Raw genomic sequence first — 26,062 nt, forward strand, 5'->3', positions numbered from 1 at the left:
GATCAGCCCTCCGTCCAGCGCCACAGAATGCAGGCCTGCCGGCTCGGCGGCAGATCGGGCTCCACGTTGCCGTGGCCCCAGAGGTGGTCGCGGTTCAGGTAGCTTCGATCCCAGCGGATGTTGCCGTTGTTCCAGGTCGCCGCATCGCCGACGCAGACCGTGATCGGGTGGTTGTCGACCGCCCAGTCCGACACGCCGTCGTGCCACGACTGCGAGACCGTGTGGCCATGGACCAGGTTGTCGGCCACGTCCTCGCCGCATTCGTCGGTGGTGAAGCCGTCGTACATGCTGTCCCATGCGCCGCAGTAGATGTGCAGCCCGGCAAAGATGTTCCACAGGCCCACCACGTTGTTGCGGTCGACTGTTTCGCACGAGTACGCCATGACCCACTCGGCGTTCCAGTTCTCGCCGAGCTGCCACTTGCCGGAGTAGGTGCGCCAGGCGGTCTGCGGCGTGTCGAACAGCATTCGGGCCTGGCCGTCGCCTTCGTGGCCGCCGTGGGTCTCGATCCAGAACAGGTCGACGTTGTCGACATAGGTGCGGTCGTCGCCACCCTGGTCGGTGTCGCGGATGTCGGTTTCCCAACAGTCGGTGTTGGCCCAGTAGAACGAGCGCGTATGCCCGGCGCCGCGCAGCTTGCTGTCGAAGCCGTTGGCCCGGTTGAAGGTGTAGGTCAGATCGTCCGCCGTGCTCACGCCCGCAGCCCGCGCGTGATTGAAGTAGCGGATCGCATCGATGCCGAAGTTCGCCATGCTGCTTGCCCCTTTCCGTTGCTCGATCCCGCTGGATTGCGGGTCGAATCCGGATTGAGCGCGCTTGGCGCGCAGGGCACATCCACCCGCCGAAGTACGAGGGTTGCGCTAGACCGTATGCGCTACGCCGCTCAGCACCGCGCCTTCGAGCGTCGCGGGGTAGGGGCCTTCGACGTAGTCGCCGCAAGCGCTCAGTCCCGGCGCGATCTGCATCGGCGGGCGCTGCAGGCCCGGCGTGCAGGCGAAGGTGGCACGTTTCTCGACCACCGTTTGCAGCACGCGCGGCTGCCGGCAGCCCAGTTGTGCGGCGGCCTGCGCGCAGACCTGTGCTTCGAGCGCGGCGCGCTCGGTGCTGCTCGCGCTGACCACCATCGCCCACAGGTCGGCCGGGCCACCGAGCTGGCCGCGGTCGAACACGAACTGTGCGGGCGCATCGGGTGTCGAGCGCAGCGCAAGCATCGGTTCGGGCAGGCGGTGGCCGCCTTCGAGGTAGACAGTGGTGATGGCCTCGAAGCGCAGCGCGCGGGCCTGCGCGCACCAGGCCGCGGCGTCGACAGCGCTGGCCTCGGCCAGTCGCGCCGCTTCTGCAGGCGGGCAGGCCAGCAGTACCGCGTCGAAGCTTTCGTCGTCGACGCGCCAGCCCCCGCCCGCGTCCGGCGCAATGGCGTGGACGCGATGGCCGAGCGCGACGCGACCGCCGCGTTCGCCGATCCGGCGTGCCGCAGCCTCGGGGAACAGCACACCGAGGTCTTGCCGGGGCAGCAGCAGGTTGGAGCCGCCGCTCACGCCGAACATCGCGTCACGCAGCACGCGCAGGAAGACCTGGCCGCTGGCTTCGGCGGCCGGCGTGTTGAGGGCCGAGACGCAGAGCGGGTCGATCATTTCGGCGCGCACGCGCGGCGTGAGCGCAGCGCAGAGTTCGGCCACCGAGCGCTGCGCGTCGCAGCTGAATCCGGCGCGCTGCCAGCCGGTGGCGGCGCGCAGCAACGTGAGCTTGTCGTGCCATGACCAGCCGCGTGCGCCGAGGATGCCGACCAGGGCATCGAGCGGCGCCGGCAGCTTTGGAAACCGCAGTCCGGTGCCATCCGGGAACACCAGCGCCAGCGGCGTGCGCAGCAGTGCTGCGTCGACATCGACGCCGACCAGCCGCATCAGGCGCAAGGTCTCGCTGTAGGCGCCGATCAGGATGTGCTGGCCGTTGTCGAGCGTGATGGCGCTGCCGTCGGCCAGCATGGCCGGCAACCCGCGCGCACGGCCGCCGAGTGCGCGCGAAGCTTCGAACACCGTGACCTGGTGGCCTGCTTCCGAGGCCGTGACCGCAGCCGCGAGGCCGGCCCAGCCGGCGCCGATGACCGCGAGTTTCATGGTGCGATGCTTCAGATCTTTCCGAGCGCCTGCACGCGCCATGCCAGCCACAGCTTGCGCACGGGCGTGAGGCTCACGCGCTGGTTCAGCACCTGGAAGTTGTCGCGCTCGATCTCGCGCAGCAGGGTGCGATAGATGCTGGCCATCATGAGGCCGGGTTTTTGCGCGCGCAGGTCGGCGGCGGGCAGCAGGGCCAGCGCCTCGTCGTAGGCAGCATGGGCGCGTTCGGCCTGGAACTTCATGAGCGCCACGAAGCGCTCGGAGTACACGCGGTTCAGCAATTCGTGCGCCTTCACGTCGAACTGCTGCAACTCGTTCACCGGCAGGTAGATGCGGCCGCGCAGCGCGTCTTCGCCGACGTCGCGGATGATGTTGGTGAGTTGCAGTGCCAGGCCCAGCTTGTGGGCGTAGCCGGTGGTGCGCGGATCGGTCTGGCCGAAGATGCGCGCCGCGACCTCGCCCACCACGCCGGCGACCAGGTGGCAGTACTGCGCGAGGTTGGGAAACGCGAGGTAGCGGGTCTGTTCCAGGTCCATCTGGCAGCCGTCGATCACCTGCAGCAGTTGCTTCGCCTCGATGCCGAACCCGGCGGTGTGGGGCATCAGCGCCTTCATTGCGGGATGGCGCGGCTCGCCGGCGAACGATTGCGCGACTTCGGTGCGCCACCAGGCCAGCTTGGTGGCGGCCACGCCGGGATCGCGCACCTCGTCGACGACATCGTCGATCTCGCGGCAGAACGCGTAGAACGCGGTGATCGCCGCACGGCGCGGCTTGGGCAGAAACAGAAAGGCGTAGTAGAAGCTGCTGCCTGAAGCGGCGGCCTTCTCCTGGACGTATTGCTCGGGCGTGGTCATCGTGGCTGCGAAATCATTGGGCGCGATTGTCGGCGACCGGACGGGTCACATGCGCAGCGCGCGCCATGCCAGCAGCGGTGCGTCGGCGGCGCCGATGGTGGGGCGGTGCCGCAACGTGTCGAAGCCCAGCGCCTCGATCTTGTCGAGGATGCGCAGGCCACCCTGCACCACGAAGCGCAACTCCCACCCCATGCGGCCCGGCAGCCGGTGCACGAGTGGTGCACCCTGCTGCATCAGCCCGCGCGCCCATGCGGCCTCGCTTGCTATCAAATTGATAGCTTCCCGTGCAGGCGGGGCCGACCCGCAAGACTTGATGAGGCTTTCGGGCGTGACGCCGTGCGCCGCGCAATCGGCCAGCGGAAAGTAGAGGCGGCCGCGCGGCAGATCCACGCTCGGGTCCTGCCAGAAGTTGATGAGTTGCAGCGCACTGCAGATCGCGTCGCTCTGCGCCAGCGCGGTGACGTCTTGAACGTCGCACAGGTGCAGCAGCAGGCGGCCGACCGGGTTGGCGGAACGGGCGCAGTAGTCGAGCAGCTCGGCGCGGTCGGCGTAGGCGGCACCGTCGCGGGTTTTCTCGATGTCCTGCGCGAAAGCCGAAAGCAGGGCGGCCAGCAGCGGCTCGGGCAGCGCGAAGTCGCGCATGGCCACCGCGAGCGGGCCGAACACTTCGGGCCAGCGCGCCGAGGCCGCAGCGCCGCGTGCGGTAGCGGCAAGGTCGGCGCGGTAGGCCTGCAGCGCGGCGAGCCGATCGGCGGGCGAAGCGTCGCCTTCGTCGGCGATGTCGTCGGCCGTGCGCGCAAATGCGTAAATCGCGGCGATCGGCGGGCGCAGCCGCGGCGGGCAGAGCCAGGACGCGACCGGAAAGTTTTCGTAGTGATCTGGCACGCGCAGGATTGTCAGGCACGCGCGTTACGATCCCGCCGCACGCCATGAACACCACCACCTCCTCTTCCCCGACCGGCGCTGCGCCGCATGCTGCCGGCGGTGCCGGCCTGATGATGGCCGCGCTCGGCGTGGTGTTCGGCGACATCGGCACCTCGCCGCTCTATGCCTTCAAGGAAACGCTGAACCCCGACCACGGCGTGGCCTTCAGCCCCGACGCCGTGCTGGGGCTGCTGTCGTTGATCTTCTGGGGGCTGATGGTGGTGGTCTCGCTCAAGTACGTGGTGTTCGTGCTGCGCGCCGACCACGACGGCGAGGGCGGCATCCTGGCGCTGCAGGCGCTGGCGCGTCACGCGGCCGAGGGCACCGACACGCGGCCCTGGATGTGGAAAGTTCTGGGCCTGCTCGGGCTCGTGGGCGCCGCGATGTTCTACGGCGACAGCCTCATCACACCGGCGATCTCGGTGCTGTCGGCGGTCGAGGGGCTGGAGGTCGAAGCGCATGCGCTCAAGCCGTTCGTGATTCCGATCACGCTGCTGATCCTCATTGCGCTGTTCGCGGTGCAGCGCCTCGGCACCGAGGCGGTCGGCAAGGTGTTCGGCCCGGTCATGCTGCTGTGGTTCGTGGTGCTCGGCGTGGCCGGGGCGTTGCAGATCGTGAAGCAGCCGCAGGTGCTGGCAGCACTCGATCCGAGCCGCGCGATCGGCTTTCTGGTGACGCACCGCGCGCAGTCGCTGGCAGTGCTGGGCGCGGTGTTCCTGGCGTTCACCGGTGGCGAGGCGCTCTATGCCGACATGGGGCACTTCGGCGCCCGGCCGATCCGGCTGGCCTGGACTTTCATCGCCATGCCGGGCCTGGCGCTCAACTATTTCGGGCAGGGCGCGCTGGTGCTGGGCAACCCGGCAGCGGTCGACAACCCGTTCTTTCGCATGTTCCCGGCCTGGGCCGTGGTGCCGATGGTGGTGCTGGCGGCGATGGCGACCGTGATCGCCTCGCAGGCCGTGATTTCCGGCGCCTTCTCGCTCACCGCGCAGGCCATGCGCATGGGCTATCTGCCGCGCATGCGCGTGGTTCAGACCTCGGGGTCGGCGATCGGCCAGATCTATGTGCCGGCGGTCAACTGGATCCTGATGGTCGGCGTGCTGCTGCTGGTGGTCGGCTTTCGCAGCTCGAGCGCGCTGTCGGCGGCCTACGGCATCGCGGTGTCGATCACGATGGTGACGACCACGCTGCTCGCCGGTGTGGTGGCCTACAAGCTCTGGCGCTGGAACCGGGTGGCGGTGCTGGTCGGTGTGCTCGTGTTCGCGGCCATCGACCTGACCTTTGTGGTCGCCAACAGCCTCAAGGTGGCCGAAGGCGGCTGGCTCACGCTGGCCGTGGCGGTGTTCATGATGGTGATCTTCACCACCTGGGCCAAGGGCCGCCGCCTCGGACTGCAGGCAGCCGAGGCCAATCAGTTGCCGCTGCGGCCTTTCATCGAATCGCTGGCCGCCAGCATGCCGCACCGGGTGCGCGGCACGGCCGTGTTCCTGAACGGCGACGCCGACTCGGTGCCGCATGCGCTGTTGCACAACCTCAAGCACAACCAGGTGCTGCACGAGCAGGTGATCACGCTGGTGGTACAGCCCAGCGCCACGCCGCGCGTCGACGCGGCGCACCGCATCACGGCCGAAGACCTGGGGCACGGCGTCTGGTCGGTGGTGGCTCGCCACGGCTTCATGGAACGGCCCGACGTGCCAGAGTTCATCCGCATCTTTGCCTACCAGAAGGGCGTGGCCTGCGAGTCGATGAGCACCTCGTACTTCACCTCGCGCGCCTCGGTGATCGACGCGCATCTGCCGGGCATGAATCCGGTGCGGCGCGCGCTGTTCGGCTGGCTGCAGCGCAATGCGGGCCGGGCTTCGGACTACTTCCAGCTGCCCGGCAACCGCCTGGTCGAAATGGGCCAGCGAACCTGAATCGGGGCGGTCGGGACGCCGCAGTTATTGACAGCCTTTCGCGTTTACCCTAGATTACTAACCGGCTGGTCATTAATGACCCCTGTCAGCTCAATCAAGGTGTCCCATGACCGCGTTTTCCTCCATCCGTGCCACGCCGCTGCGTTGCGGTGCCGCATTGCTCCTGATCGCGGCGCTGGCCGCCTGCACCAAGCCGCCGCCGCCCGAAGAGCCGGTGCGCGCGGTCAAGGTCATCACCATCGGTGCCAGCGCCTTCGCCAGCGAGCCGGAGTTCTCGGCCGAGGTCAAGGCCCGCGTCGAGTCGCGCCTGGGCTTTCGCGTTGCGGGCAAGATCATCAAGCGCCAGGTCGACCTGGGGCAGCACGTCAAGGCGGGCCAGGTGCTGGCGCAGCTCGATCCGCAGGACTACCGCCTTGCCGCCGAGGCGGCCCGGGCCCAGTCGGCCGCCGCGTTGACCAACCGTGACCTGGCGTCTGCTGACCTCAAGCGCTACCGCGAGTTGAAGGAACAGAACTTCATCAGCGGCGCCGAACTCGAGCGCCGCGAAACCACCTACAAGGCCGCGCAGGCCCAACTCGAGCAGGCCCAGGCACAACTGTCGTCGCAGGGCAATCAGGCCAGCTACACCACGCTGGTGGCCGACGTCTCGGGCGTGGTCACGGCGGTCGAAGCCGAGCCAGGCCAGGTGGTTACGGCCGGCATGACGGTGGTGCGCATCGCGCAGGACGGCCCGCGCGACGTGGTGTTCGCGGTGCCGGAAGACCGCGCCGGTTTCGTCAAGGTGGGCTCACCCGTCACGGTGCGGGGCTGGGCCAACGACAGCGAGCAGGAAGGCACGGTGCGCGAGGTCGCTGCCAGTGCCGACCCGGTGACGCGCACCTACAGCGTCAAGGTCGCGATCGATGCGGCCGATGCGCCCGCGCTCGGCGCCACCGTCTACGCTCGGCCCAAGTCGCTGGCGCGCAGTGGAACGCCAGTGATCAAGCTGCCGACCAGCGCGTTGCGCGAGGAAGGGAAGGCCACTGCGGTCTGGGTGCTCGACAAGGCGACGATGACGGTGCGCTCGCAGCCGGTGCAACTGGCCACGGCCGACGGCAACGAGGCCGTGGTGGCCGGCGGCCTCACGCCCGGCATGCTGGTGGTGGTGGCTGGCGTGCACGTGCTGTCGCCGAACCAGAAGGTCACGGTCTACGAATCGAAAGTGGGCGGAACGCCCGTTGCCCCGGCGCCGGGCGCCGTCAAGACTGTCGCGCCGGCCGCTTCGGGTGCGGCCCGATGAGCACGCCGGACGCCGGCAGCACCGGTTTCAACCTGTCCAAATGGGCGCTCGACCACGGGCCGCTCACGCGCTACCTCATGTTCGTGCTGATGCTGCTGGGCTTTGCCGCCTACTTCCAGCTCGGCCAGGACGAAGACCCTCCCTTCACCTTCCGCATCATGGTGGTGCGCACCTACTGGCCGGGCGCGACGGCACAGCAAGTGGCCGAGCAGGTCACCGACAAGCTCGAACGCTCGCTGCAGGAGGCGCCGTACGCCGACAAGATCCGCAGCTATTCCAAGCCGGGCGAGTCGCAGATCATTTTCGAGATCAAGGATTCGTCCAAGGCCAGCGAGGTGCCGAACGTCTGGTACACGGTGCGCAAGAAGATCGGCGACATGCGCAGCACGCTGCCGGCCGGCGTGCAGGGGCCGTTCTTCAACGACGACTTCGGCGACGTCTACGGCGTGATCTACGCGCTCGAGAGCGAGGGTTTCAGCCACGCCGAACTGCACAACCTGGCCGACGACGTGCGCCAGCAGCTGCTGCGCGTGAAAGACGTTGCCAAGGTCGACCAGTTCGGCGTGCAGGACGAAAAGGTCTACATCGAGGTGTCGCAGAAGCGCGTGGCGCAGCTGGGCCTCGACTTCAACGCCGTGCTGGCGCAGATCGGTTCGCAGAACGCGGTGGAGAGTGCAGGCACGATCCAGTCGCCGCTCGACGTGGTGCAGGTGCGCGTGGGCGGCCAGTTCACCAACATCGAACAGTTGCGGGAGATGCCGATCCGCGGCAGCTCGGGCAACCAGCTCAAGCTCGGCGACATTGCCGACATCCGCCGCGACTACATCGACCCGCCCTCGGTCAAGGTGCGGCACCAGGGCAAGGAAGTGGTTGCGCTCGGCATCTCGATGGCCAAGGGCGGCGACATCATTGCGCTCGGCAAGGCGCTGCACGCGGCCACGGCCCAGATCGACAAGCAACTGCCCGCGGGCGTGAAGCTCGCGCAGGTGCAGGATCAGCCGGTGTCGGTGTCGACCTCGGTCAACGAGTTCGTGCATGTGCTGATCGAGGCCGTGGCGATCGTGCTGGCCGTGAGCTTCATCGCGCTCGGCCTGCACAAGGGCGGACGCTTCGGCTGGTACGTCGACATCCGGCCGGGGCTGGTGGTGGCGATCACGATTCCTCTGGTGCTGGCCGTGACCTTCCTGGCGATGAACTACTTCGGCATCGGCTTGCACAAGATCTCGCTCGGCTCGCTGATCATCGCGCTCGGCCTGCTGGTGGACGACGCCATCATCGCGGTCGAGATGATGGTGCGCAAGATGGAGGAGGGCTACGACAAGGTGCGTGCGGCCACCTTTGCCTACGACGTCACGGCGATGCCGATGCTCACGGGCACCCTGATCACGGCGGCCGGCTTCCTGCCGATCGGCATCGCCAAATCGGTGACCGGCGAATACACCTTCGCGATCTTCGCGGTGACCGTGATCGCGCTGGTGTTGAGCTGGATCGTCTCGGTCTACTTCGTGCCCTACCTCGGCACCCTGCTGCTCAAGGTGAAGCCGCACGATCCGGATGCACCGCCGCACGAGCTGTTCGATTCGCCGTTCTACAACACCTTCCGGCGCGCGGTGAACTGGTGCGTGGAATACCGCTGGCTGACCATCGCTGCCACCGTGCTGATCTTCGCGCTGGGCATCGTCGGCATGGGCAAGGTGCAGCAGCAGTTTTTCCCTGATTCGAGCCGCCCGGAGATCCTGGTCGACCTGTGGTCGCCCGAGGGCACCTCGTTCAAGGCCACCGAAGAGGTGGCCAAGCGGGTCGAACAGCGCTTTCTGCAGGAGAGCGGCGTCGCGACCGTGAGCACCTGGATCGGCTCCGGCGTGCCGCGCTTCTACCTGCCGCTGGACCAGGTGTTTCCGCAGAGCAACGTGTCGCAGCTGATCGTGCTGAGCAAGGACTTGAAGCAGCGCGAACTGCTGCGCCTCAAGCTGCCGACGATCCTGGCGCAGGAATTTCCCGAGGTGCGCGGCCGCGTCAAGCTGCTGCCGAACGGGCCGCCGGTGGCCTACCCGGTGCAGTTCCGCGTGATCGGCACCGATCCGGCGCAGTTGCGCGTGCATGCCGACGAGGTCAAGGCCGTGATGCGCGACAACGCCAACATGCGGGGCGTCAACGACAACTGGAACGAATCGGTCAAGGTGATCCGCCTCGAGGTGGACCAGGCCAAGGCGCGCGCGCTCGGCGTTACCAGCCAGGCCATCGCGCAGGCGGCCAGGACCATGTTCAGCGGCACCACTGTCGGCCAGTACCGCGAGAACGATCGCCTGATCGACATCGTGCTGCGGCAGTCACCCGACGAACGCGAGGCGATCTCGGACATCGGCAACGCCTATCTGCCGACCACCTCGGGCCGCTCGATTCCGCTCACGCAGATCGCCAAGCCGGTGTTCACCTGGGAGCCGGGCGTGATGTGGCGCGAGAACCGCGACTACGCGATCACCGTGCAGGGCGACATCGTCGAGGGCCTGCAGGGCGCCACCGTCACGGCCGAACTCCTGCCGCAATTGCGCGCGCTCGAAGCCAGGTGGCATGCGGCCGGGGAGGGTGGCTACCGCATCGACGTGGCGGGCGCCGTCGAGCAGAGCAGCAAGGGCTCTTCGTCGATCGTGGCGGGCGTGCCGATCATGCTGTTCCTGGTGTTCACGCTGCTGATGCTGCAGTTGCACAGTTTCAGCCGGTCGCTGCTGGTGTTCATCACCGGGCCGCTCGGCATTGCCGGCGTGGCGGCGGCGCTGCTGCTGCTGAACCGGCCGTTCGGCTTTGTCGCGCTGCTTGGCGTGATCGCGCTCATGGGCATGATCCAGCGCAATTCGGTGATCCTGATCGACCAGATCGAGAGCGACCGGGCGGCCGGCGTGCCGGCCTGGGACGCGATCGTCGAGTCGGCGGTGCGGCGGCTGCGGCCGATCGTGCTGACCGCGGCGGCGGCCGTGCTGGCGATGATCCCGTTGTCGCGCAGTGTTTTCTGGGGGCCGATGGCGGTGGCGATCATGGGCGGGCTGATCGTGGCCACCGTGCTGACCCTGCTGGCACTGCCCGCCATGTACGCCGCTGCATTCCGCGTCAGGCGGGAACCGGAACAGGCCCCCGTTAGCGTTTAAAATGCGCGGTTGACCGATTTCGAGCGGGTGGTCTGGATTCAGGGGCCGCCCGTTTTTTCGTTGCATGCACCGGACCGCGCGGGTGGCGAAATTGGTAGACGCACCAGGTTTAGGTCCTGACGTTCGCAAGAACGTGCCGGTTCGAGTCCGGCCCCGCGCACCAGCCCAATCTCTCTTGAGGAACACAAAATGACCGTGAACGTTGAAACCCTCGAAAAGCTCGAGCGCAAGATCACGCTGACCTTGCCGGTCGGCACCATCCAGTCCGAAGTCGACTCGCGCCTCAAGAAGCTGGCCCGCACCGTCAAGATGGACGGCTTCCGTCCGGGCAAGGTGCCGATGAACGTCGTGGCCCAGCGCTACGGCTACTCGGTCCACTACGAAGTGATGAACGACAAGGTTGGCGAGGCCTTCTCGCAGGCCGCCAACGAAGCCAAGCTGCGCGTGGCCGGCCAGCCCCGCATCACCGAGAAAGAAGAGTCGCCCGAAGGCGAACTGGCTTTCGACGCGGTGTTCGAGGTGTTCCCCGAAGTCAAGATCAACGACCTGTCGGGTGCCCAGGTGGATCGCATCACGGCGGAAGTCGGCGACGACGCGATCGACAAGACCCTCGAGATCCTGCGCAAGCAGCGCCGCACCTTCGCCCAGCGCGCGATGGACGCCGCCGCGCAGGACAACGATCGCGTGACGGTCGACTTCGAAGGCAAGATCGACGGCGAAACCTTCCAGGGCGGCAAGGCCGAAGACTTCCAGTTCATCGTCGGCGAAGGCCAGATGCTGAAGGAATTCGAAGACGCGGTGCGCGGCCTGAAGAGCGGCGACAGCCGCACCTTCCCGCTGTCGTTCCCGGCCGACTACCACGGCAAGGACGTGGCCGGCAAGCAGGCCGACTTCATGGTCACCGTGAAAAAGATCGAAGCCTCGCACCTGCCCGAAGTCAACGAGCAGCTTGCCAAGTCCCTCGGCATCGCCGACGCGACCGTGGAAGGCCTGCGCGCCGACATCAAGCGCAACCTCGAACGCGAAGTGAAGTTCCGCCTGCTGGCGCGCAACAAGAACGCCGTGATGGACGCGCTGATCGCCAACGCCGAACTCGACCTGCCGAACTCGAGCGTGCAATCGGAAATCGACCGCATGGTCGAAGGCGCGCGCGCCGAACTGAAGCAGCGCGGCATCAAGGACGCCGACAAGGCGCCGATCCCCGAAGAAATGTTCCGCCCGCAAGCCGAGCGCCGCGTGCGCCTGGGCCTGGTGGTGGCCGAACTGGTGCGCGCCAACAACCTGCAGGCCAAGCCCGAGCAGATCAAGGCGCACATCGACGAGCTGGCTGCCAGCTACGAAAAGCCGGCCGACGTGGTGCGCTGGTATTTCGGCGACAACCGCCGCCTGGCCGAAGTCGAAGCCGTGGTGATCGAGAACAACGTCACGGACTTCGTGCTCGGCCGCGCCCAGGTCAGCGAAAAATCGGTGTCGTTCGACGAGCTGATGGCGCAGCAGGGCTGATCGTCCGCCGGCTCCGCAGCAATTGGGGCTTGTGCTTTCAGGCACGAGCCCCATTTTTGCTTGGGTACAGTACAAACCTCTCTGGAGAGCACATATGAGCGTTCAGGAAACCAAGGGCCTGGGTCTGATCCCGATGGTCATCGAGCAGTCGGGCCGCGGCGAGCGGTCTTACGACATTTATTCGCGTCTGCTCAAGGAGCGGGTGATTTTTCTGGTTGGCGAGGTGAACGACCAGACCGCCAATCTCGTGGTGGCACAGCTGTTGTTTCTCGAGAGCGAAAATCCGGACAAGGACATTTCGTTCTACATCAATTCCCCGGGCGGGAGCGTGAGCGCCGGTCTGGCGATCTTCGACACCATGCAGTTCGTCAAGCCGGAAGTCTCGACGCTGTGCATGGGCATGGCGGCCAGCATGGGCTCGTTCCTGCTGATGGCCGGTGCCAAGGGCAAGCGTTTTGCGCTGCCCAACTCGAAGATCATGATCCACCAGCCCTCCGGCGGCACCTCGGGCCAGGCGACCGACATCGAGATTCACGCGCGTGAAATCATCAAGACGCGCGAGCAGCTCAACAAGATCTACGCCGAGCGCACCGGCCAGCCGGTCGAGAAGATCGCGCTCGACATGGAACGCGACCGCTACCTGTCAGCCGAAGAAGCGCAGGTCTACGGGCTTGTCGACCAGGTGATCCACAAGCGGGCATAAGTCGCTTTTTCGCCTGCCGCGGGTCTGAATACGGCGTTTCCCACACGGGGAACGCCGTTTTTGTTTCGCTATCATTGTTAAATCCCAGTTACGAGGCATCTGCATGGCCGAGAAAAAAGGCTCTTCCAGCGAAAAAACGCTTTACTGCTCGTTCTGCGGGAAGAGTCAGCACGAGGTCAAAAAGCTGATCGCCGGTCCGTCGGTGTTCATCTGCGACGAATGCATCGACCTCTGCAACGAAATCATCCGCGACGAACTGCCGGCGGGTGAGGAAGCACGCGACGCGCGCAACGACCTGCCGACGCCGCTCGAGATCAAGACCAACCTCGACAACTACGTGATCGGCCAGGAGCCTGCCAAGCGTATGTTGTCCGTGGCGGTCTACAACCACTACAAGCGCCTGCGCCACAAGGAAAAGAACATCAAGGGCGATGAGGTCGAGCTCAGCAAGAGCAACATCCTGTTGATCGGCCCGACCGGTTCCGGCAAGACGCTGCTGGCCCAGACGCTGGCGCGCATGCTCGACGTGCCCTTCGTGATGGCCGACGCCACCACGCTGACTGAAGCGGGCTACGTCGGCGAAGACGTCGAGAACATCATCCAGAAGCTGCTGCAGAGCTGCAACTACGAAGTCGAAAAGGCCCAGCGCGGCATCGTCTACATCGACGAGATCGACAAGATCTCGCGCAAGTCCGACAACCCCTCGATCACCCGCGACGTGTCGGGCGAGGGCGTGCAGCAGGCCTTGCTCAAGCTGATCGAAGGCACCATGGCGAGCGTGCCGCCGCAGGGCGGGCGCAAGCATCCGAACCAGGACTTCCTGCAGATCGACACGACCAACATCCTGTTCATCTGCGGCGGCGCGTTTTCGGGTCTCGAGAAGGTGATCGAGAACCGTACCGAAGCCTCCGGCATCGGCTTCGGCGCGATGGTGCGCAGCAAGGAGCAGCGCAGCATCACCGAGGTGTTCCGCGAAGTGGAGCCGGAAGACCTGATCAAGTTCGGCCTGATCCCCGAACTCGTCGGCCGCATGCCTGTGGTGGCCTCGCTGGCCGAACTGAGCGAAGACGCGCTGGTGCAGATCCTGACCGAGCCGAAGAACGCGGTGGTCAAGCAATTCACCAAGCTGCTGCAGATGGAGGGCGTGGATCTCGAGATCCGTCCCGCCGCGCTGAAAGCGATTGCACGCAAGGCGCTGGCGCGCAAGACGGGCGCACGCGGTTTGCGGTCGATCCTTGAACAGTCGCTGATCGACACCATGTTCGAATTGCCCAACGCGACCAATGTCGACAAGGTGGTGGTCGAGGAATCGACCATCGACGAAAACAAGCCCCCGTTGCTCGTGTACCGCGAAGCGGCGAAAAAGGCCTAAAGGATCCTCATGTCCGGTCATACCCCTCTTCCTCCCGACGCCATCGATCTGCCGCTGCTGCCGCTGCGGGATGTCGTGGTATTCCCCCACATGGTGATCCCGCTTTTCGTGGGCCGCGCCAAGAGCATCAAGGCGCTGGAACTGGCCATGGAGGCGGAGCGCCGCATCATGCTGGTGGCGCAAAAGGCTGCCGCGAAGGACGAGCCTTCGGTCGAGGACATGTTCGAGGTCGGTTGTGTCTCGACCATCCTGCAGATGCTCAAGCTGCCCGACGGCACGGTCAAGGTGCTGGTTGAAGGCCAGCAGCGTGCCCGCGTGAACCGCATCGACGACGGCGAGACGCATTTCTCGGCCAACGTGACGCCGATCGAGGCGCCCGAGGCATCCTCGCAAAAAGGCACCGAGATCGAAGCGCTGCGCCGCGCCGTGATGCAGCAGTTCGACCAGTACGTCAAACTCAACAAGAAGATTCCGCCCGAGATCCTGACCTCGATCTCGAGCATTGATGATCCGGGCCGCCTGGCCGACACCATTGCCGCCCACCTGCCGCTCAAGCTCGACAACAAGCAGGCAGTGCTCGATCTCGATGACATCAAGTCGCGCCTGGAAAACCTGTTCGGCCAGCTCGAACGCGAAGTCGACATCCTCAATGTCGACAAGAAGATCCGCGGCCGCGTGAAGCGCCAGATGGAAAAGAACCAGCGCGACTTCTACCTGAACGAGCAGGTCAAGGCGATCCAGAAGGAGCTCGGCGAAGGCGAAGAGGGCGCCGACATCGAGGAGATCGAGAAAAAGATCAAGCTCGCCAAGATGCCGAAGGACGCGCTCAAGAAGGCGGAGTCCGAACTCAAGAAGCTCAAGCTGATGTCGCCGATGTCGGCCGAGGCCACGGTGGTGCGCAACTACATCGACGTGCTGGTCGGCCTGCCCTGGAGCAAGAAGACCAAGATCAAGCACGACCTCGCGAACGCCGAGGAAGTTCTCAACGAAGACCATTACGGGCTCGACAAGGTCAAGGACCGCATCCTGGAATACCTCGCAGTCCAGCAGCGCGTCGACAAGGTCAAGGCGCCGATCCTGTGCCTGGTCGGGCCTCCGGGCGTGGGCAAGACCTCGCTCGGCCAGTCGATCGCGAAGGCGACCGGCCGCAAGTACACGCGCATGGCGCTGGGTGGCATGCGCGACGAGGCCGAGATTCGCGGGCATCGCCGCACCTACATCGGCGCGCTGCCGGGCAAGGTGCTGCAAAGCCTGAACAAGATCGGCACGCGCAATCCGCTGTTCCTGCTGGACGAGATCGACAAGCTCGGTACCGACTTCCGCGGCGACCCGTCGAGCGCGCTGCTCGAAGTGCTCGACCCCGAGCAGAACCACACGTTCGGCGACCACTACGTCGAGGTCGACTTCGACCTCTCCGACGTGATGTTCGTTGCGACCTCGAATTCGATGAATATTCCGCCGGCGCTGCTGGACCGGATGGAAGTGATCCGCCTTGCGGGCTACACCGAAGACGAGAAGACGCACATCGCGCTGAAGTACCTGCTGCCCAAGCAGCTCAAGAACAACGGCGTGAAGGAAGAAGAGCTGCTGGTCACCGAAGAAGCGGTGCGCGACATCGTGCGCTACTACACGCGTGAAGCCGGCGTGCGTTCGCTCGAGCGCGAACTGTCGAAGATCTGCCGCAAGGTGGTGAAGGGCCTGCTGCTCAAGAAGATGACGCCCAAGGTCACCGTCAACGGCGAAAACCTCAACGACTTCCTCGGCGTGCGCAAGTACACCTTCGGCCGCGCCGAAGCGCAGAACCAGGTCGGTCAGGTGGTCGGCCTCGCATGGACCGAGGTCGGCGGCGACCTGCTCACGATCGAAGCCGTCACGATGCCCGGCAAGGGCGTCATCAGCCGCACGGGCTCGCTCGGCGACGTGATGAAGGAATCGGTCGAGGCCGCGCGCACGGTGGTGCGCAGCCGCGCCCGCCGGCTCGGCATCAAGGACGAGACCTTCGAGAAGCGCGATATCCACATTCACGTACCCGACGGCGCAACTCCGAAGGACGGCCCGAGCGCGGGCGCTGCCATGACCACGGCCTTCGTGTCGGCGCTCACCGGCATCCCGGTGCGCGGCGATGTGGCGATGACGGGCGAGATCACCTTGCGCGGCGAAGTCACGGCCATCGGTGGCCTGAAGGAAAAGCTGCTGGCTGCGCTGCGCGGCGGCATCAAGACCGTGCTGATTCCCGAAGAGAACGCGAAGGACCTGCAGGACATTCCCGAGAACGTGAAGAACGGCCTCGAGATCGTTCCGGTGCGTTGGATCGACAAGGTGCTGGAGATCGCGCTCGAGAAGATGCCGACGCCGTTGTCCGATGAAGAGGTGGCAGCGTCTGCCGCGGCCGTGGCAGAATTGGCCAAGCAACGCAGCGTGCAACCGACCGAAGATTCTTCGGTCAAACATTGAACGAGGCGCTTGCAGGAGTCCGAAAAAGCGGTATATAATTCGAGGCTCGAAACGCGGGAATAGCTCAGTTGGTAGAGCGCAACCTTGCCAAGGTTGAGGTCGAGAGTTCGAGACTCTTTTCCCGCTCCAATTTTCGAAAAAGGGAAGCATCAGCTTCCCTTTTTTTTGTTCGTACAACGTGGCGCGATAGCAAAGCGGTTATGCAACGGATTGCAAATCCGTCTAGCCCGGTTCGACTCCGGGTCGCGCCTCCACTCTCCATCAGGTCATCGTTCGCGATACCGATTCGGCAGCCTCGCCAACCTTCGTTGTCGGGGCTGTTTTTGTTTGGGTTATCTTCGACGCAACGACCCTCCGCCCGGGTGGTGAAACTGGTAGACACATCGGACTTAAAATCCGCCGCTTCCTGCATAAGGGGCATGCCGGTTCGATTCCGGCCCCGGGCACCAACCTACAAGGGAGCAAGACATGCCTCGCTACAACGCTCCGTTTGAAATTCATGTGCACGGCGATGTGCCGTTGCGCGCCGATGTCACCTTCGACCAGATCCAGGAGGCGCTCCAGCCGCTCTGGAAGTACGCTGGCGCCAAGTCGCTCGCCGACGGCGCCACCAGCTCGTACGAGGAAGAGCCGGGCATCCGCTTCGAGCAGAAGGAGCACATGCTGCAGATGTGCTGGACCGTGGCCGGTGACGAAGACTTTCGCCAGGCACTCGACGAGATGTGCATGGCACTGAACGAGCTGGCAGAGCAGGGCGCCGCGATCGAGGTCACGTTCTACGACACCGACTTCGACGAGGAAGAAGGCGATCCCGACGAGGAATCGCGCGACGACTTCATCATGCTGTTCGTCGGCCCGAACCCGGCCGCGATCATGCAGGTGCAACGCGACCTGCTGGTCGAAGACGTGGTGAACCTCATGGAGCGCCATTTCGAGGGCGCCGAACTCGGCGGCGTGGTCGCCGAGATCGACAAGCTGTTCGGCGACCGTTTCGACGCGCTGGTCAACTCGCTCGAAATCGGCAGGCGCCCGCGCGGCAGCGGTGGCACGGGCGGAGGCCCCGGCACCGGTGGTCACGGCGGCGGTCGTCGTCCGCGGCACCTGCACTAGCCGCTTCATCGCAGCTCGCCGAACAGGTTCAGCGCGTGGCCCTGTTTCCGTCGTCTGCGCTCAACCCCGGCGTGCGCAAGCGCGAGGTGTTCGGCTGGGTCATGTACGACTTTGCCAACTCGGGCTACACCACGGTCGTGATCACCGCCGTGTTCGCGGCCTACTTCGTGGGCGGTATCGCGAAGGGCGCGCCCTGGGGCGCGTTTGCCTGGACGCTGTCGCTCAGCATCGCCTACGCGATCGTGATGCTCACGATGCCGGTGATCGGCGCCTGGGCCGATCTGCGCGCTGCCAAGAAGCGGGTCCTGATGCTGGTGACCGCAGGCTGCGTGCTCGGCACGGCGGCACTTGCGTTGACGGCGCAGCTCCAAGGCCCTGCGGCGGTGGCGCTCGCGATGCTGCTGATCATCGTTTCCAACACCTTCTACTCTTACGGCGAGTCGCTCACAGGTGCCTTCCTGCCCGAACTGGCCACGGCCGAGGGCATGGGCAAGGTCAGTGGCTGGGGCTGGGGCTTCGGCTATGTCGGCGGCATGCTCACGCTGGGCCTGTGCCTGGCCTATGTGCTGTGGGCCCAGGCGCAGGGTTTGCCGGCCGCGCATTTCGTGCCGGTGACGATGCTGGTCACGGCCGCGATCTATGGCGTGGCGGCTTGCGCCACCTTTGCGCTGTTGCCCGAGCGTGCGCATCCGGCGGCCGATGCCGGCCGGGTGTCATGGGCCGACTCCTGGCGCCAACTGCGCCAGACCTTCGAGCAGGCTCGCGCGTTCTCCGATTTCATGTGGCTCTTGGCCTGCACCGTGGCCTATCAGGGCGGCGTGGCGGTGGCGATCACGCTGGCCGCGATCTATGCCGAGCAGGTGATCGGCTTCAAGCCGCAGGAGACGATGATCCTGATCTTCGCGCTCAACTCGGCGGCGGCACTCGGTGCGTTCGGCTTCGGCTATCTGCAGGATCGCATCGGCCACAGGATCTCGCTCGCGGGCACGTTGGTCGCGTGGATCGCGGTCTGCGTGATCGCGGGCTCGGTCACGACCAAGGGCGGCTTCTGGTGCGCCGCCGCGATCGCCGGGCTGGCGATGGGTTCGAGCCAGTCGGCGGGCCGCGCCATGACCGGTGTGCTCGCGCCGCCGCGGCAGGTCGGCGAGTTCTTTGGCCTGTGGAGCTTTGCGACACGGCTGGCGAGCATCGTGGGCCCGTTGAGCTATGGGGCCATCACCTGGATGACCGGTGGCAACCAGCGCATTGCGATCTTTTCGACCGCGGTGCTGTTCGTCGCCGGCTTGCTGTTGCTGCTCCCCATCGACATGAAGCGCGGCCGCGCCGCGGCCCTGGCGGCTGGCTGAGCTAGTCGTTGCGCAGTGCCTTGGGCACGCGGTAGGTCTCGCCGTCGTAGTGCAGCGTGTAGGTGCGCAACTGGGCGGGCAAAGTCTTCTCGACGCATTCGCCGCCTTCCTGCGTTGCGGCGCGGTTTTCGACCCGGGTGCGCTGCACCAGCAGGTCTGCATAGCCCTCGCTCGTGGTGCGGGCCACCGACAGCGTGCTGCGAACCTGGTCGAAGCGGCCGTTGCAGCTGGTGTCCCACTCGCCGCCGTCCATGTCGAGCTCGATTTCGTCGAGTGCCTTGTGCAGCTTCACGCCCTTCATCGCATAGAGCCGCAGCGTCTCGCTCGCGTAGGGGTTGGCGCGCGAGCTGCCGCGATAGCGCACCCGGACGCCGAAAGCACGCGTGTCCGCGGCCAGCGTGTAGCGCGCGGTGTCGATGCGGATGTCGTCGACGGCGATGGCATCCGACGTGAGCGCAGCCGGCTCGAACAGCCGGCTCACGATGGTGTCGCGCTCGGTGTTGCCGTTGTCGGGGCGCTGGATCACGAGCACCTCGAGGTCGTAGGCGGTCACGCCCGGCTCGGGTGAAGGCCGCGGCATCGGCAGCACCACGATGCTGCGCCCCGGAAAGGCCGGCCAGAGCTTGCAGGCGGCGCGCTCCCCGTCGAGCTGGCGCTGCGGATGCAGCTTGGCATGCATGCGTTCGGCCAGGCCGCTCTCGCAGGCCGCCTGCGCCGCCAGCGCGGGCAAGGCGAGCAGCAGCATGGCCGCGAGGTGCTTCATGCCATCGCCGCTGATGGGTGCACCGGCGCCGTCAGCCAGCGCGCGGCAGCAGCCGCGAGGACTTCGGGCGCGCCGCTGGTTTCGAGCCGTACCTCACCCGCGCCTTCCGTGGCCAGCGAGCTGTTGGCCGCCAGCAGGCGGCGCGTTTGCTGCGCAACCGGGGCGCCGGTGTCGATGAAGCGAACCGATGGGCCGGCATGGCGGCGCAGCTCATCGGCCACGAAGGGGTAATGGGTGCATCCGAGAACCAGCGTGTCGGCCTGGCCGGGCTCGATGCCAAATCGGCCAGCAGCGTCCAGGTAGCGCGCGCAGAGCGCCGCGATCTTTTCAGCGTCCGAGGATTCGATGGCACCCGCCAGCCCGTCGCAGGGCACCAGGCTGAAGCTGGCCTGGCCGGCCAGTGCGGCATGCAGCGTGCGGAACTTGGCGCTGTCGAGCGTGCCACGCGTGGCGAGCACCGCAATGCGCTTGGTCGTGCTCAGCGCCACCGCGGGCTTGAGGGCAGGCTCCACGCCCACCAGCGGAAGCACCGGGTAGGCCGACCGCAACAGATGGATCGCAGCCGCCGTGGCGGTGTTGCACGCCACCACCAGCGCCTTGATCGCGTGGCGCTCGGCCAGGCCGGCAGCCACCGCCAGCGAGCGCTGTGCCACGAAGGCATCGCCCCGCTCGCCGTAGGGTGCATGGGCGGTGTCCGCGAAGTACACGAAGCGCTCGCGGGGCAACTCGGCGCGCAGCGCGTTCAGCACGCTGAGGCCGCCGATGCCGCTGTCGAACACGCCGATGGGCGATGAACTCAAGCCGGTTCCAGCGTGATGGTCTTGAACTCGCCGCTGGCGATGCGCTTTTGCCACTCGGCCGGGCCCGTGATGTGCGCGCTGGTGCCGCCGGCGTCGACCGCCACGGTCACCGGCATGTCCACCACGTCGAACTCGTAGATGGCTTCCATGCCGAGGTCGGCGAAACCCACGACCTTGGCAGTCTTGATCGCCTTGCTGACCAGGTAGGCGGCGCCGCCCACGGCCATCAGGTAGGCGCTCTTGTGCTTCTTGATGGCTTCGATCGCCACAGGCCCGCGCTCGGCCTTGCCGATCATCGCGATCAGGCCGGTCTGGGCCAGCATCATTTCGGTGAAGCCGTCCATGCGCGTGGCGGTGGTCGGGCCGGCCGGGCCGACCGCCTCGCCCTTGACCGGATCGACCGGGCCGACGTAGTAGATGACGCGGTTGGTGAAGTCCACCGGCAGCTTTTCGCCCTTGGCCAGCATGTCGGAGATGCGCTTGTGCGCGGCGTCGCGGCCGGTCAGCATCTTGCCGTTGAGCAGCAGCGTGTCGCCCGGCTTCCAACTCGCCACCTCTTCGGGGGTGAGCGTGTCGAGGTTGACCTTCTTGCTCTTGTTGTAGTCGGGCGCCCAGTTGACGTCGGGCCACAGGTCGAGCGAAGGCGGCGTGAGGTAGACCGCGCCGCTGCCGTCGAGCACGAAGTGGGCGTGGCGCGTGGCCGCGCAATTGGGGATCATCGCGACCGGCTTGCTGGCCGCGTGGGTCGGGTACATCTTGATCTTGATGTCAAGCACGGTCGACAGGCCGCCGAGGCCCTGCGCGCCGATGCCGAGCGCATTGACCTTTTCATACAGCTCGATGCGCAACGCTTCGACCTTCGTGAGTTCGGCGCCCGAGGCCTTCTTGGCCTGCAGCTCGTGCATGTCGAGGTCGTCCATCAGGCTTTCCTTGGCCATCAGCGCGGCCTTCTCGGCGGTGCCGCCGATGCCGATGCCCAGCATGCCCGGCGGGCACCAGCCGGCGCCCATCGTCGGCACGGTCTTGAGCACCCAGTCGACCACGCTGTCGCCGGGGTTCAGCATCACGAGCTTGCTCTTGTTCTCGCTGCCGCCGCCCTTGGCCGCGACCGTCACTTCGACGGTGTTGCCCGGCACGATCTCGGTGAAGATCACGGCGGGGGTGTTGTCCTTGGTGTTCTTGCGGTCGAACTGCGGGTCGGCCACGACCGAGGCGCGCAGCGTGTTGTCGGGGTGGTTGTAGCCGCGGCGCACGCCTTCGTTGATGGCGTCGTCCAGGCTGCCGGTGAAGCCGCCCCAGCGCACATCCATGCCGACCTTGAGGAACACGTTGACGATGCCGGTGTCCTGGCAGATCGGCCGATGGCCGGTCGCGCTCATCTTGCTGTTGGTGAGGATCTGCGCAATGGCGTCCTTGGCGGCGGGGCTCTGCTCGCGCTCGTAGGCCTTGGCCAGGTGGGCGATGTAGTCGGCGGGGTGGTAGTAGCTGATGTACTGTAAAGCCGCTGCAACGCTCTCAACGAGATCGTCGTATTTGATGGTAGTCATGGGGTAAGTCGTTGTTTTATAAGGGAAATTCGGCGTCGCAGTACAACGACTGTGACAGGTGATTTTAGCCCCTTTTGTCACTGTCACGATTTTGCGCAGTTCCAGTTCGCGCCCTGACATGCCATTTTTCTCTGTGTTTTCAACAGGTTAGCTTCGATCCAGCTGTCACACCCAGTTGGGTAGCATTTCCTCCGTCGAAGCAGTGCCTGCGCAAGCAATCTCTGATACCTACTTATGCACGACGTGGGATTGCGGCCACTTTTCTTCTTAGATACTCGATTTATTGGTCGCCCAAGATAATCGTTGATCACACAATTACCTATGCAGCACTTCCGCTGCGTACATATGGAGTGATAAGATGGCAACCGCAAAAGCAAACAAGTCTCCCGCGCAGCAAGCGCAAACCCCGGCAACTGCAACTCAACCCAAGAAGGACACACCCAAAATGGCAACTGCATCGCAAAGCTACGCTGACCTGCAAAAGCACCTGGAAGAACTGCAGAAGGAAGCGGACAAGACTCGCGCGTTGTTGGAAGGCAAGAAGACCGAAGAAATCAAGGTGCTTGTTGATGCATGCGCGAAGAAGCTTCAAGCAGCGGGCCTCGATATTGGTGAGGCTGTGGAATACCTTGCAACTTATGCCCCGCAGCGTCGCAAATCTCGCTTGAGCCAAACTACTGGTGGTGCGCCGCGCAAGGAACGTGCAGATAAGGGCGTTCCGCCCCCTCCCAAGTACAAAGGCCCGAAGGGTGAACTGTGGAGTGGTCGTGGACAGCCGCCGAAGTGGATGAAGCCTGAACTTGCCAAGGGCAAGAAAAAGGAAGACTTCTTGATGACCAAGGATCAACAGATCGAAGCAGAAATCTCTGCGCAGCTGAACAATTAATTTTCAACACTCCACAAACAAGCCCGCCGCGTGCGGGCTTTTTCACGTCTGTTTGAACCGTGTTTTGTTCTCGTTTTGATAAATAAATAGTCAGAACAACAAAGGAGAAAAGACAATGTCAACAGGACTTTTAATTTTTATCGTGGTAGCCAGCAGCCTTGTGCTCAGCTTAGTTTGGACAAAGCTACTGCATCAGCGTGCAGCCAAAGAAGACGAGCAGGAACTGTTCGCCGGAGTAGGGCTGAATGATTAAGGATACGACGCCCATTTATTGGGGCAAGCCGTGTCGTAATGGGCACGTCAACGAGAAACAGCAGACTAGGCGCTTTGTAGTGGGTAATAGATGCGTTGTTTGCGTAGAGATAGCACGCAATGCGCAGCCACCTTTAACAGCAGAAGCAAAAGCCAGATACAACGCAGCGCGGAAGCAATGGCGCGATGAGAACCCGCAAGAGCATGCTGAGAATCTGCAAAAGTGGCGCAACGAGAATCGAGAACACTACCGCAAGTATCAGCGTGAATATAGGCGCAGTTGGATTGCTCGCAACCCAAAGAAAACCAAAGATATCTACGACAGATGGATAGCTAAAAAAGCACAAGAACAACAAAAGGGAGAAGAACAATGAAAAATAGGGTATTAGAAGAATTCAGACAATTGCTCAAGTCTTCGATCAATGCTATGCCAGATAACCATTTGCGAGGAAGCTATGCACACGGTCGGTACGACGGCGCTTCGTTTGCTTTCGAGTTGTTAGATGCATTCATTGAAGCGCAAGCCGTGGAAGTAAAAAAACTTGAAGAACTAAAGACAACTATTCGTGAAGTAATCCGAGAAGAACTAGCCGCCCAAGAGAAAACTACAACAGATGCAGTCACAACGATGGGCTTCGTCGATACCAACTCGGGCACCGATCAATGAGTAACCTAACCGAAGCCGACTACCTTGTTGCTAAGTTGAAAGGCGATGAGAACACCTTATACGACGTGCGTCTCGGCCTTGAAGCAACGAATCCATGGAGAGCTGACGTTTATCCAAACCATTGGCGCGTGATCGAACGAGTCGCACTTAGTGAATCACACAACCGAGATTTGATTGGACGCGGCCTTATGAGGGTAAGAGAACTAACCTTCGAAGAGTGGCGCAACCGTAAATTAAAGGACGGCGAGTGACCGAACACAACGAAGAAGGTTACCTGTTTGACAAACTGGCCGGACACTTGGTTCACATGACTAGTTCGTACGGAAGCAGACGTTCATTGTGTTATCACTTCGAGGACTACGATCATGCAATGTTATGCAGGGACGAAAGTTTTTATGAATGGAAGATAAGAATGGAGCAGCAAGATGGAAGACAGTGAAGAAGAAATGATCCGAAAGTTGAAGCGCACGCATACAACAGAGTTTGCTATCCGCCTAGCCAAAAAAGCAGTGGTCGATTTCAACACGTCTAGCCATCTGCTAGTCGATCAAGACATAGACAGTATTCAAGCCGATAGAAAAAGGTTTGTAAATGCCGCGCTCTTGCCGATCGGTTATACATACGAAGAGATTGAGCAAGGCTTGCAAGCTGCTGGCGTAGGTATACGGCCTTTAAAGAAGAAGACAATAAAACGAATGTACAGTCTGACTCCTAAGAATGCAGTGCGGACAAATCTATGGAGCAATTTTGACGATCTGCAAGTAGCTCTTAAAAAGGTAGAGGATGCATTCCCAAATGATGAGGCAAAACTGATTCAAACAGCGAAGCTGCACAAGTGGGAATGGCCGAAATATTTAAAGGAAAAGGCAGCGCGTTATGGACCTCAATGATCTACTGCAACGAAGTCAACAGTTCTTGCAGGATTCTTATCAAAAGAGACTCGCTGAATTAGAAGAACAAAGGCTCACGCCAGAAGCCATTAACGAGATTGCAGAGCTTAAAGACACGATTGGTCGCGCAAGCAATAATAAGACAATAAAATAAAAGCACTGCGTTGCAGTACATAAAGGAGTGAGTTATGACGAAGATTGGAATAATGCTTTTATTGGCTGGTGCCATTTGCGCACCCGTTCAACATGCACAAGCAGCTTGGGAGCTAGGGTCAGCGTTCTACATGGACAAGGCTGGTGAATGCGAAGCGCACTTCAGATACCGCGACAAAGTGATTGCGGATGCACGCGCGCAAGGGCTGCAACCCGGCGTCATCGCATCGTTGGAACGCACCATGAAGGCGTCCGACGAAACATGCATGCGGTGGATGGAGCGCCAACGAGACATGTACAAGTTCGCAGCAGACCAGCAAGAGCGTTTGAACCAGCAGCGTCCAAGGGACTAGCAGCCCGTCACAGACACGCTACAAGCGCCTTAGGGCGCTTTTTTTGTGGTTCTTAGGGTGTTGGGGGCGGGGCAGTGCGGTCGCGCAGCTTAGACACCACGCCCGCTACGCCAGCAACGATTGACCAGCCTGTAGCCCATTCGATAGGGCTGAATGCTGCGCCACGAATGCCGTAGGCGTAGAAGCTGATCCCTAAAAACACAGCGATGCCCACTGCACCGAGGACTTTGCTGTAGTCGGGATCAGCATTTGTGCCGTCCGTAAAGAGTTTAAGAAGCCAGTTCATTTAGTGACCTCGAACGTCGCGTTCGTAAACGTCGATTGCCATAGTGCGTGCCTCTGCGCGCAAGTCTGGAATCTCTTCCGGCTTGGGCATGTGGTCTACCCAGATATTCAAGTAGCCGATGATTTGCCCGTAGTAGGGCGGAACTGAAATGCTGCAAATTGCTGCTGCAAGCTTGTTGGCAACAGGAACTTCATTTGAGATGTATTCTGGAATAGGCATGCAAACAAAATCGCCGTTGATAATGCCAACGATTCTTTGATTGTTCTTTTCGTTGCCCGAGATAAAAAGCTCTCGTTCGCCCATTAAGCGAATTATGTAATCGTTCATCGCAATGTTGAACGAAGCAACGTCAGCATAGAAATATACAGGTTCACTCTTGTTTTTACGGAAGTCGATGTTGTCAAGGCTGACTGCAACGATGCTCTTTGATCTATCCACAGCAGATTTCATTCGTGATGTTGTTTTCTCTGACAGCACAGGCGGGATGATCTCTGTGTTAAGTCTGCCTTTCAGATTGATTGTGCTGTAAACCCTGTCTCGGTTTTCCCAGTATCCCACTGCAAGGAAAACAATAATGAGGATTATCAAAGCCTTGATTACCGTTTGCCACTTAATACGGGCAACAAAGTTCCAAGCCGTCATTGCTGTCTTAACTTTATCTTCTGCGGACATAAAACTCCAGTGTTTTTGCCCGAGAGATTGCAGGCTTGTTAGCTAAGTATTTATGTGTCGTTGGACGGCATA

26 protein-coding genes and 4 tRNA genes are annotated in these 26,062 nt (G+C 63.1%); 21 read left to right on the top strand and 9 right to left on the bottom strand.

Features of this window, described 5'->3' with window-relative positions; translation table 11 throughout:
* Nucleotides 1–2: 2 nt before the first annotated feature.
* From QTI05_RS23925 to hpnC, 4 genes are all read right to left on the bottom strand, one after another.
* Nucleotides 3–752, bottom strand: coding sequence for a DUF6345 domain-containing protein (locus QTI05_RS23925; RefSeq protein ID WP_286619934.1), 750 nt, complete (start codon nt 750–752; stop codon nt 3–5).
* A 108-nt stretch (nt 753–860) separates the two neighbouring features.
* Nucleotides 861–2,117, bottom strand: coding sequence for a hydroxysqualene dehydroxylase HpnE (hpnE, locus tag QTI05_RS23930; protein WP_286619937.1), 1,257 nt, complete (start codon nt 2,115–2,117; stop codon nt 861–863).
* A gap of 11 nt (nt 2,118–2,128) precedes the next feature.
* Entirely contained in the window at nt 2,129–2,971 is an 843-nt protein-coding gene (gene hpnD, locus QTI05_RS23935; protein ID WP_286543273.1) for a presqualene diphosphate synthase HpnD, read from the bottom strand.
* A 45-nt stretch (nt 2,972–3,016) separates the two neighbouring features.
* Complete coding sequence (gene hpnC / locus QTI05_RS23940; RefSeq protein WP_286619939.1) at nt 3,017–3,856, bottom strand: squalene synthase HpnC; 840 nt, start codon at nt 3,854–3,856, stop codon at nt 3,017–3,019.
* A gap of 44 nt (nt 3,857–3,900) precedes the next feature.
* Between hpnC and QTI05_RS23945 the strand changes: the two genes are divergently transcribed.
* From QTI05_RS23945 to QTI05_RS24005, 13 genes are all read left to right on the top strand, one after another.
* Nucleotides 3,901–5,811 (top strand): potassium transporter Kup, encoded by a 1,911-nt coding sequence (locus tag QTI05_RS23945; RefSeq protein WP_286619941.1) that lies wholly within the window; start codon nt 3,901–3,903, stop codon nt 5,809–5,811.
* Between the two features lie 106 nt (nt 5,812–5,917).
* On the top strand, nt 5,918–7,090 hold the full coding sequence (locus QTI05_RS23950) for an efflux RND transporter periplasmic adaptor subunit (RefSeq protein WP_286543280.1): 1,173 nt from the start codon (nt 5,918–5,920) through the stop codon (nt 7,088–7,090).
* Nucleotides 7,087–10,233: an efflux RND transporter permease subunit gene (locus tag QTI05_RS23955; protein WP_286619942.1), complete on the top strand. Its 3,147-nt coding sequence runs from the start codon at nt 7,087–7,089 to the stop codon at nt 10,231–10,233. The genes QTI05_RS23950 and QTI05_RS23955 overlap by 4 nt, the downstream gene beginning before the upstream one ends.
* A gap of 76 nt (nt 10,234–10,309) precedes the next feature.
* Nucleotides 10,310–10,396: transfer RNA gene (locus QTI05_RS23960), tRNA-Leu, on the top strand.
* A gap of 26 nt (nt 10,397–10,422) precedes the next feature.
* Nucleotides 10,423–11,736 (top strand): trigger factor, encoded by a 1,314-nt coding sequence (gene tig, locus QTI05_RS23965; protein WP_286619945.1) that lies wholly within the window; start codon nt 10,423–10,425, stop codon nt 11,734–11,736.
* A gap of 94 nt (nt 11,737–11,830) precedes the next feature.
* Nucleotides 11,831–12,439 carry an ATP-dependent Clp endopeptidase proteolytic subunit ClpP gene (gene clpP, locus QTI05_RS23970; RefSeq protein WP_286543286.1) on the top strand — a complete coding sequence of 203 codons (609 nt, stop codon included), beginning with the start codon at nt 11,831–11,833 and terminating at the stop codon, nt 12,437–12,439.
* Between the two features lie 103 nt (nt 12,440–12,542).
* Nucleotides 12,543–13,811: an ATP-dependent Clp protease ATP-binding subunit ClpX gene (gene clpX / locus QTI05_RS23975; protein WP_286619947.1), complete on the top strand. Its 1,269-nt coding sequence runs from the start codon at nt 12,543–12,545 to the stop codon at nt 13,809–13,811.
* Nucleotides 13,812–13,820: 9 nt separating this feature from the next.
* Nucleotides 13,821–16,265, top strand: coding sequence for an endopeptidase La (gene lon, locus QTI05_RS23980; protein ID WP_286543292.1), 2,445 nt, complete (start codon nt 13,821–13,823; stop codon nt 16,263–16,265).
* Nucleotides 16,266–16,318: 53 nt separating this feature from the next.
* A tRNA-Gly gene (locus tag QTI05_RS23985) sits at nt 16,319–16,394 on the top strand.
* A gap of 51 nt (nt 16,395–16,445) precedes the next feature.
* Nucleotides 16,446–16,519: transfer RNA gene (locus tag QTI05_RS23990), tRNA-Cys, on the top strand.
* 102 nt (nt 16,520–16,621) lie between these two features.
* Nucleotides 16,622–16,714: transfer RNA gene (locus QTI05_RS23995), tRNA-Leu, on the top strand.
* A 19-nt stretch (nt 16,715–16,733) separates the two neighbouring features.
* Nucleotides 16,734–17,375: a DUF6806 family protein gene (locus tag QTI05_RS24000; RefSeq protein WP_286543294.1), complete on the top strand. Its 642-nt coding sequence runs from the start codon at nt 16,734–16,736 to the stop codon at nt 17,373–17,375.
* A gap of 35 nt (nt 17,376–17,410) precedes the next feature.
* Entirely contained in the window at nt 17,411–18,721 is a 1,311-nt protein-coding gene (locus QTI05_RS24005; protein ID WP_286619949.1) for an MFS transporter, read from the top strand.
* A 1-nt stretch (nt 18,722) separates the two neighbouring features.
* Here the strand turns inward: QTI05_RS24005 and QTI05_RS24010 are convergent, their stop codons facing one another.
* From QTI05_RS24010 to QTI05_RS24020, 3 genes are read right to left on the bottom strand one after another with little or no spacing between them, the layout of a single operon-like run.
* Complete coding sequence (locus tag QTI05_RS24010) at nt 18,723–19,484, bottom strand: PA3715 family protein (protein WP_286619951.1); 762 nt, start codon at nt 19,482–19,484, stop codon at nt 18,723–18,725.
* Nucleotides 19,481–20,284 carry a glutamate racemase gene (gene murI, locus QTI05_RS24015; protein WP_286619953.1) on the bottom strand — a complete coding sequence of 268 codons (804 nt, stop codon included), beginning with the start codon at nt 20,282–20,284 and terminating at the stop codon, nt 19,481–19,483. Before murI ends, QTI05_RS24010 begins: the two co-directional genes overlap by 4 nt.
* Entirely contained in the window at nt 20,281–21,831 is a 1,551-nt protein-coding gene (locus QTI05_RS24020) for a fumarate hydratase (RefSeq protein ID WP_286657926.1), read from the bottom strand. Before QTI05_RS24020 ends, murI begins: the two co-directional genes overlap by 4 nt.
* Nucleotides 21,832–22,189: 358 nt before the next feature.
* Here QTI05_RS24020 and QTI05_RS24025 point away from each other — a divergent pair, with 358 nt between their 5' ends.
* The 8 genes from QTI05_RS24025 (at nt 22,190) to QTI05_RS24060 (ending at nt 25,032) form a co-directional block, all read left to right on the top strand.
* Nucleotides 22,190–22,717, top strand: a complete 528-nt coding sequence (locus QTI05_RS24025) for an H-NS family nucleoid-associated regulatory protein (RefSeq protein WP_286657927.1) — start codon at nt 22,190–22,192, stop codon at nt 22,715–22,717.
* Between the two features lie 115 nt (nt 22,718–22,832).
* A complete protein-coding gene (locus tag QTI05_RS24030) occupies nt 22,833–22,970 on the top strand; it encodes a hypothetical protein (RefSeq protein ID WP_286657928.1) in 138 nt (45 codons plus the stop codon).
* Nucleotides 22,963–23,343 carry a hypothetical protein gene (locus tag QTI05_RS24035; protein ID WP_286657929.1) on the top strand — a complete coding sequence of 127 codons (381 nt, stop codon included), beginning with the start codon at nt 22,963–22,965 and terminating at the stop codon, nt 23,341–23,343. Before QTI05_RS24030 ends, QTI05_RS24035 begins: the two co-directional genes overlap by 8 nt.
* Nucleotides 23,340–23,636 carry a hypothetical protein gene (locus tag QTI05_RS24040; RefSeq protein ID WP_286657930.1) on the top strand — a complete coding sequence of 99 codons (297 nt, stop codon included), beginning with the start codon at nt 23,340–23,342 and terminating at the stop codon, nt 23,634–23,636. The genes QTI05_RS24035 and QTI05_RS24040 overlap by 4 nt, the downstream gene beginning before the upstream one ends.
* Complete coding sequence (locus QTI05_RS24045; protein ID WP_286657931.1) at nt 23,633–23,887, top strand: hypothetical protein; 255 nt, start codon at nt 23,633–23,635, stop codon at nt 23,885–23,887. The genes QTI05_RS24040 and QTI05_RS24045 overlap by 4 nt, the downstream gene beginning before the upstream one ends.
* A gap of 174 nt (nt 23,888–24,061) precedes the next feature.
* The gene (locus tag QTI05_RS24050) at nt 24,062–24,526 is read left to right on the top strand and encodes a hypothetical protein (protein WP_286657932.1); all 465 of its coding nucleotides are present in this window, start codon (nt 24,062–24,064) and stop codon (nt 24,524–24,526) included.
* On the top strand, nt 24,513–24,680 hold the full coding sequence (locus QTI05_RS24055; protein WP_286657933.1) for a hypothetical protein: 168 nt from the start codon (nt 24,513–24,515) through the stop codon (nt 24,678–24,680). Before QTI05_RS24050 ends, QTI05_RS24055 begins: the two co-directional genes overlap by 14 nt.
* Nucleotides 24,681–24,714: 34 nt before the next feature.
* Entirely contained in the window at nt 24,715–25,032 is a 318-nt protein-coding gene (locus tag QTI05_RS24060) for a hypothetical protein (RefSeq protein ID WP_286657934.1), read from the top strand.
* Between the two features lie 52 nt (nt 25,033–25,084).
* On the opposite strand, the gene QTI05_RS24065 is transcribed toward QTI05_RS24060, so the two are convergent.
* Both QTI05_RS24065 and QTI05_RS24070 read right to left on the bottom strand, forming a co-directional pair.
* The gene (locus QTI05_RS24065) at nt 25,085–25,318 is read right to left on the bottom strand and encodes a hypothetical protein (protein ID WP_286657935.1); all 234 of its coding nucleotides are present in this window, start codon (nt 25,316–25,318) and stop codon (nt 25,085–25,087) included.
* Nucleotides 25,319–25,990 (bottom strand): hypothetical protein, encoded by a 672-nt coding sequence (locus QTI05_RS24070; protein WP_286657936.1) that lies wholly within the window; start codon nt 25,988–25,990, stop codon nt 25,319–25,321.
* Nucleotides 25,991–26,062: the final 72 nt, after the last annotated feature.

This window comes from Variovorax fucosicus (genome assembly GCF_030316825.1).
GTDB classification, from domain to species: domain Bacteria; phylum Pseudomonadota; class Gammaproteobacteria; order Burkholderiales; family Burkholderiaceae_C; genus Variovorax; species Variovorax fucosicus.

Bases quoted from the DNA above. Each gene is read 5' to 3' on its own strand.
- QTI05_RS23925 (WP_286619934.1), bottom strand. From the start codon at position 752: ATGGCGAACTTCGGCATCGATGCGATCCGCTACTTCAATCACGCGCGG.
- hpnE (WP_286619937.1), bottom strand. From the start codon at position 2,117: ATGAAACTCGCGGTCATCGGCGCCGGCTGGGCCGGCCTCGCGGCTGCG.
- hpnD (WP_286543273.1), bottom strand. From the start codon at position 2,971: ATGACCACGCCCGAGCAATACGTCCAGGAGAAGGCCGCCGCTTCAGGC.
- QTI05_RS23945 (WP_286619941.1), top strand. From the start codon at position 3,901: ATGAACACCACCACCTCCTCTTCCCCGACCGGCGCTGCGCCGCATGCT.
- QTI05_RS23950 (WP_286543280.1), top strand. From the start codon at position 5,918: ATGACCGCGTTTTCCTCCATCCGTGCCACGCCGCTGCGTTGCGGTGCC.
- QTI05_RS23955 (WP_286619942.1), top strand. From the start codon at position 7,087: ATGAGCACGCCGGACGCCGGCAGCACCGGTTTCAACCTGTCCAAATGG.
- tig (WP_286619945.1), top strand. From the start codon at position 10,423: ATGACCGTGAACGTTGAAACCCTCGAAAAGCTCGAGCGCAAGATCACG.
- clpP (WP_286543286.1), top strand. From the start codon at position 11,831: ATGAGCGTTCAGGAAACCAAGGGCCTGGGTCTGATCCCGATGGTCATC.
- clpX (WP_286619947.1), top strand. From the start codon at position 12,543: ATGGCCGAGAAAAAAGGCTCTTCCAGCGAAAAAACGCTTTACTGCTCG.
- lon (WP_286543292.1), top strand. From the start codon at position 13,821: ATGTCCGGTCATACCCCTCTTCCTCCCGACGCCATCGATCTGCCGCTG.
- QTI05_RS24000 (WP_286543294.1), top strand. From the start codon at position 16,734: ATGCCTCGCTACAACGCTCCGTTTGAAATTCATGTGCACGGCGATGTG.
- QTI05_RS24010 (WP_286619951.1), bottom strand. From the start codon at position 19,484: ATGAAGCACCTCGCGGCCATGCTGCTGCTCGCCTTGCCCGCGCTGGCG.
- QTI05_RS24020 (WP_286657926.1), bottom strand. From the start codon at position 21,831: ATGACTACCATCAAATACGACGATCTCGTTGAGAGCGTTGCAGCGGCT.
- QTI05_RS24025 (WP_286657927.1), top strand. From the start codon at position 22,190: ATGGCAACCGCAAAAGCAAACAAGTCTCCCGCGCAGCAAGCGCAAACC.
- QTI05_RS24030 (WP_286657928.1), top strand. From the start codon at position 22,833: ATGTCAACAGGACTTTTAATTTTTATCGTGGTAGCCAGCAGCCTTGTG.
- QTI05_RS24035 (WP_286657929.1), top strand. From the start codon at position 22,963: ATGATTAAGGATACGACGCCCATTTATTGGGGCAAGCCGTGTCGTAAT.
- QTI05_RS24040 (WP_286657930.1), top strand. From the start codon at position 23,340: ATGAAAAATAGGGTATTAGAAGAATTCAGACAATTGCTCAAGTCTTCG.
- QTI05_RS24045 (WP_286657931.1), top strand. From the start codon at position 23,633: ATGAGTAACCTAACCGAAGCCGACTACCTTGTTGCTAAGTTGAAAGGC.
- QTI05_RS24050 (WP_286657932.1), top strand. From the start codon at position 24,062: ATGGAAGACAGTGAAGAAGAAATGATCCGAAAGTTGAAGCGCACGCAT.
- QTI05_RS24055 (WP_286657933.1), top strand. From the start codon at position 24,513: ATGGACCTCAATGATCTACTGCAACGAAGTCAACAGTTCTTGCAGGAT.
- QTI05_RS24060 (WP_286657934.1), top strand. From the start codon at position 24,715: ATGACGAAGATTGGAATAATGCTTTTATTGGCTGGTGCCATTTGCGCA.
- QTI05_RS24065 (WP_286657935.1), bottom strand. From the start codon at position 25,318: ATGAACTGGCTTCTTAAACTCTTTACGGACGGCACAAATGCTGATCCC.
- QTI05_RS24070 (WP_286657936.1), bottom strand. From the start codon at position 25,990: ATGTCCGCAGAAGATAAAGTTAAGACAGCAATGACGGCTTGGAACTTT.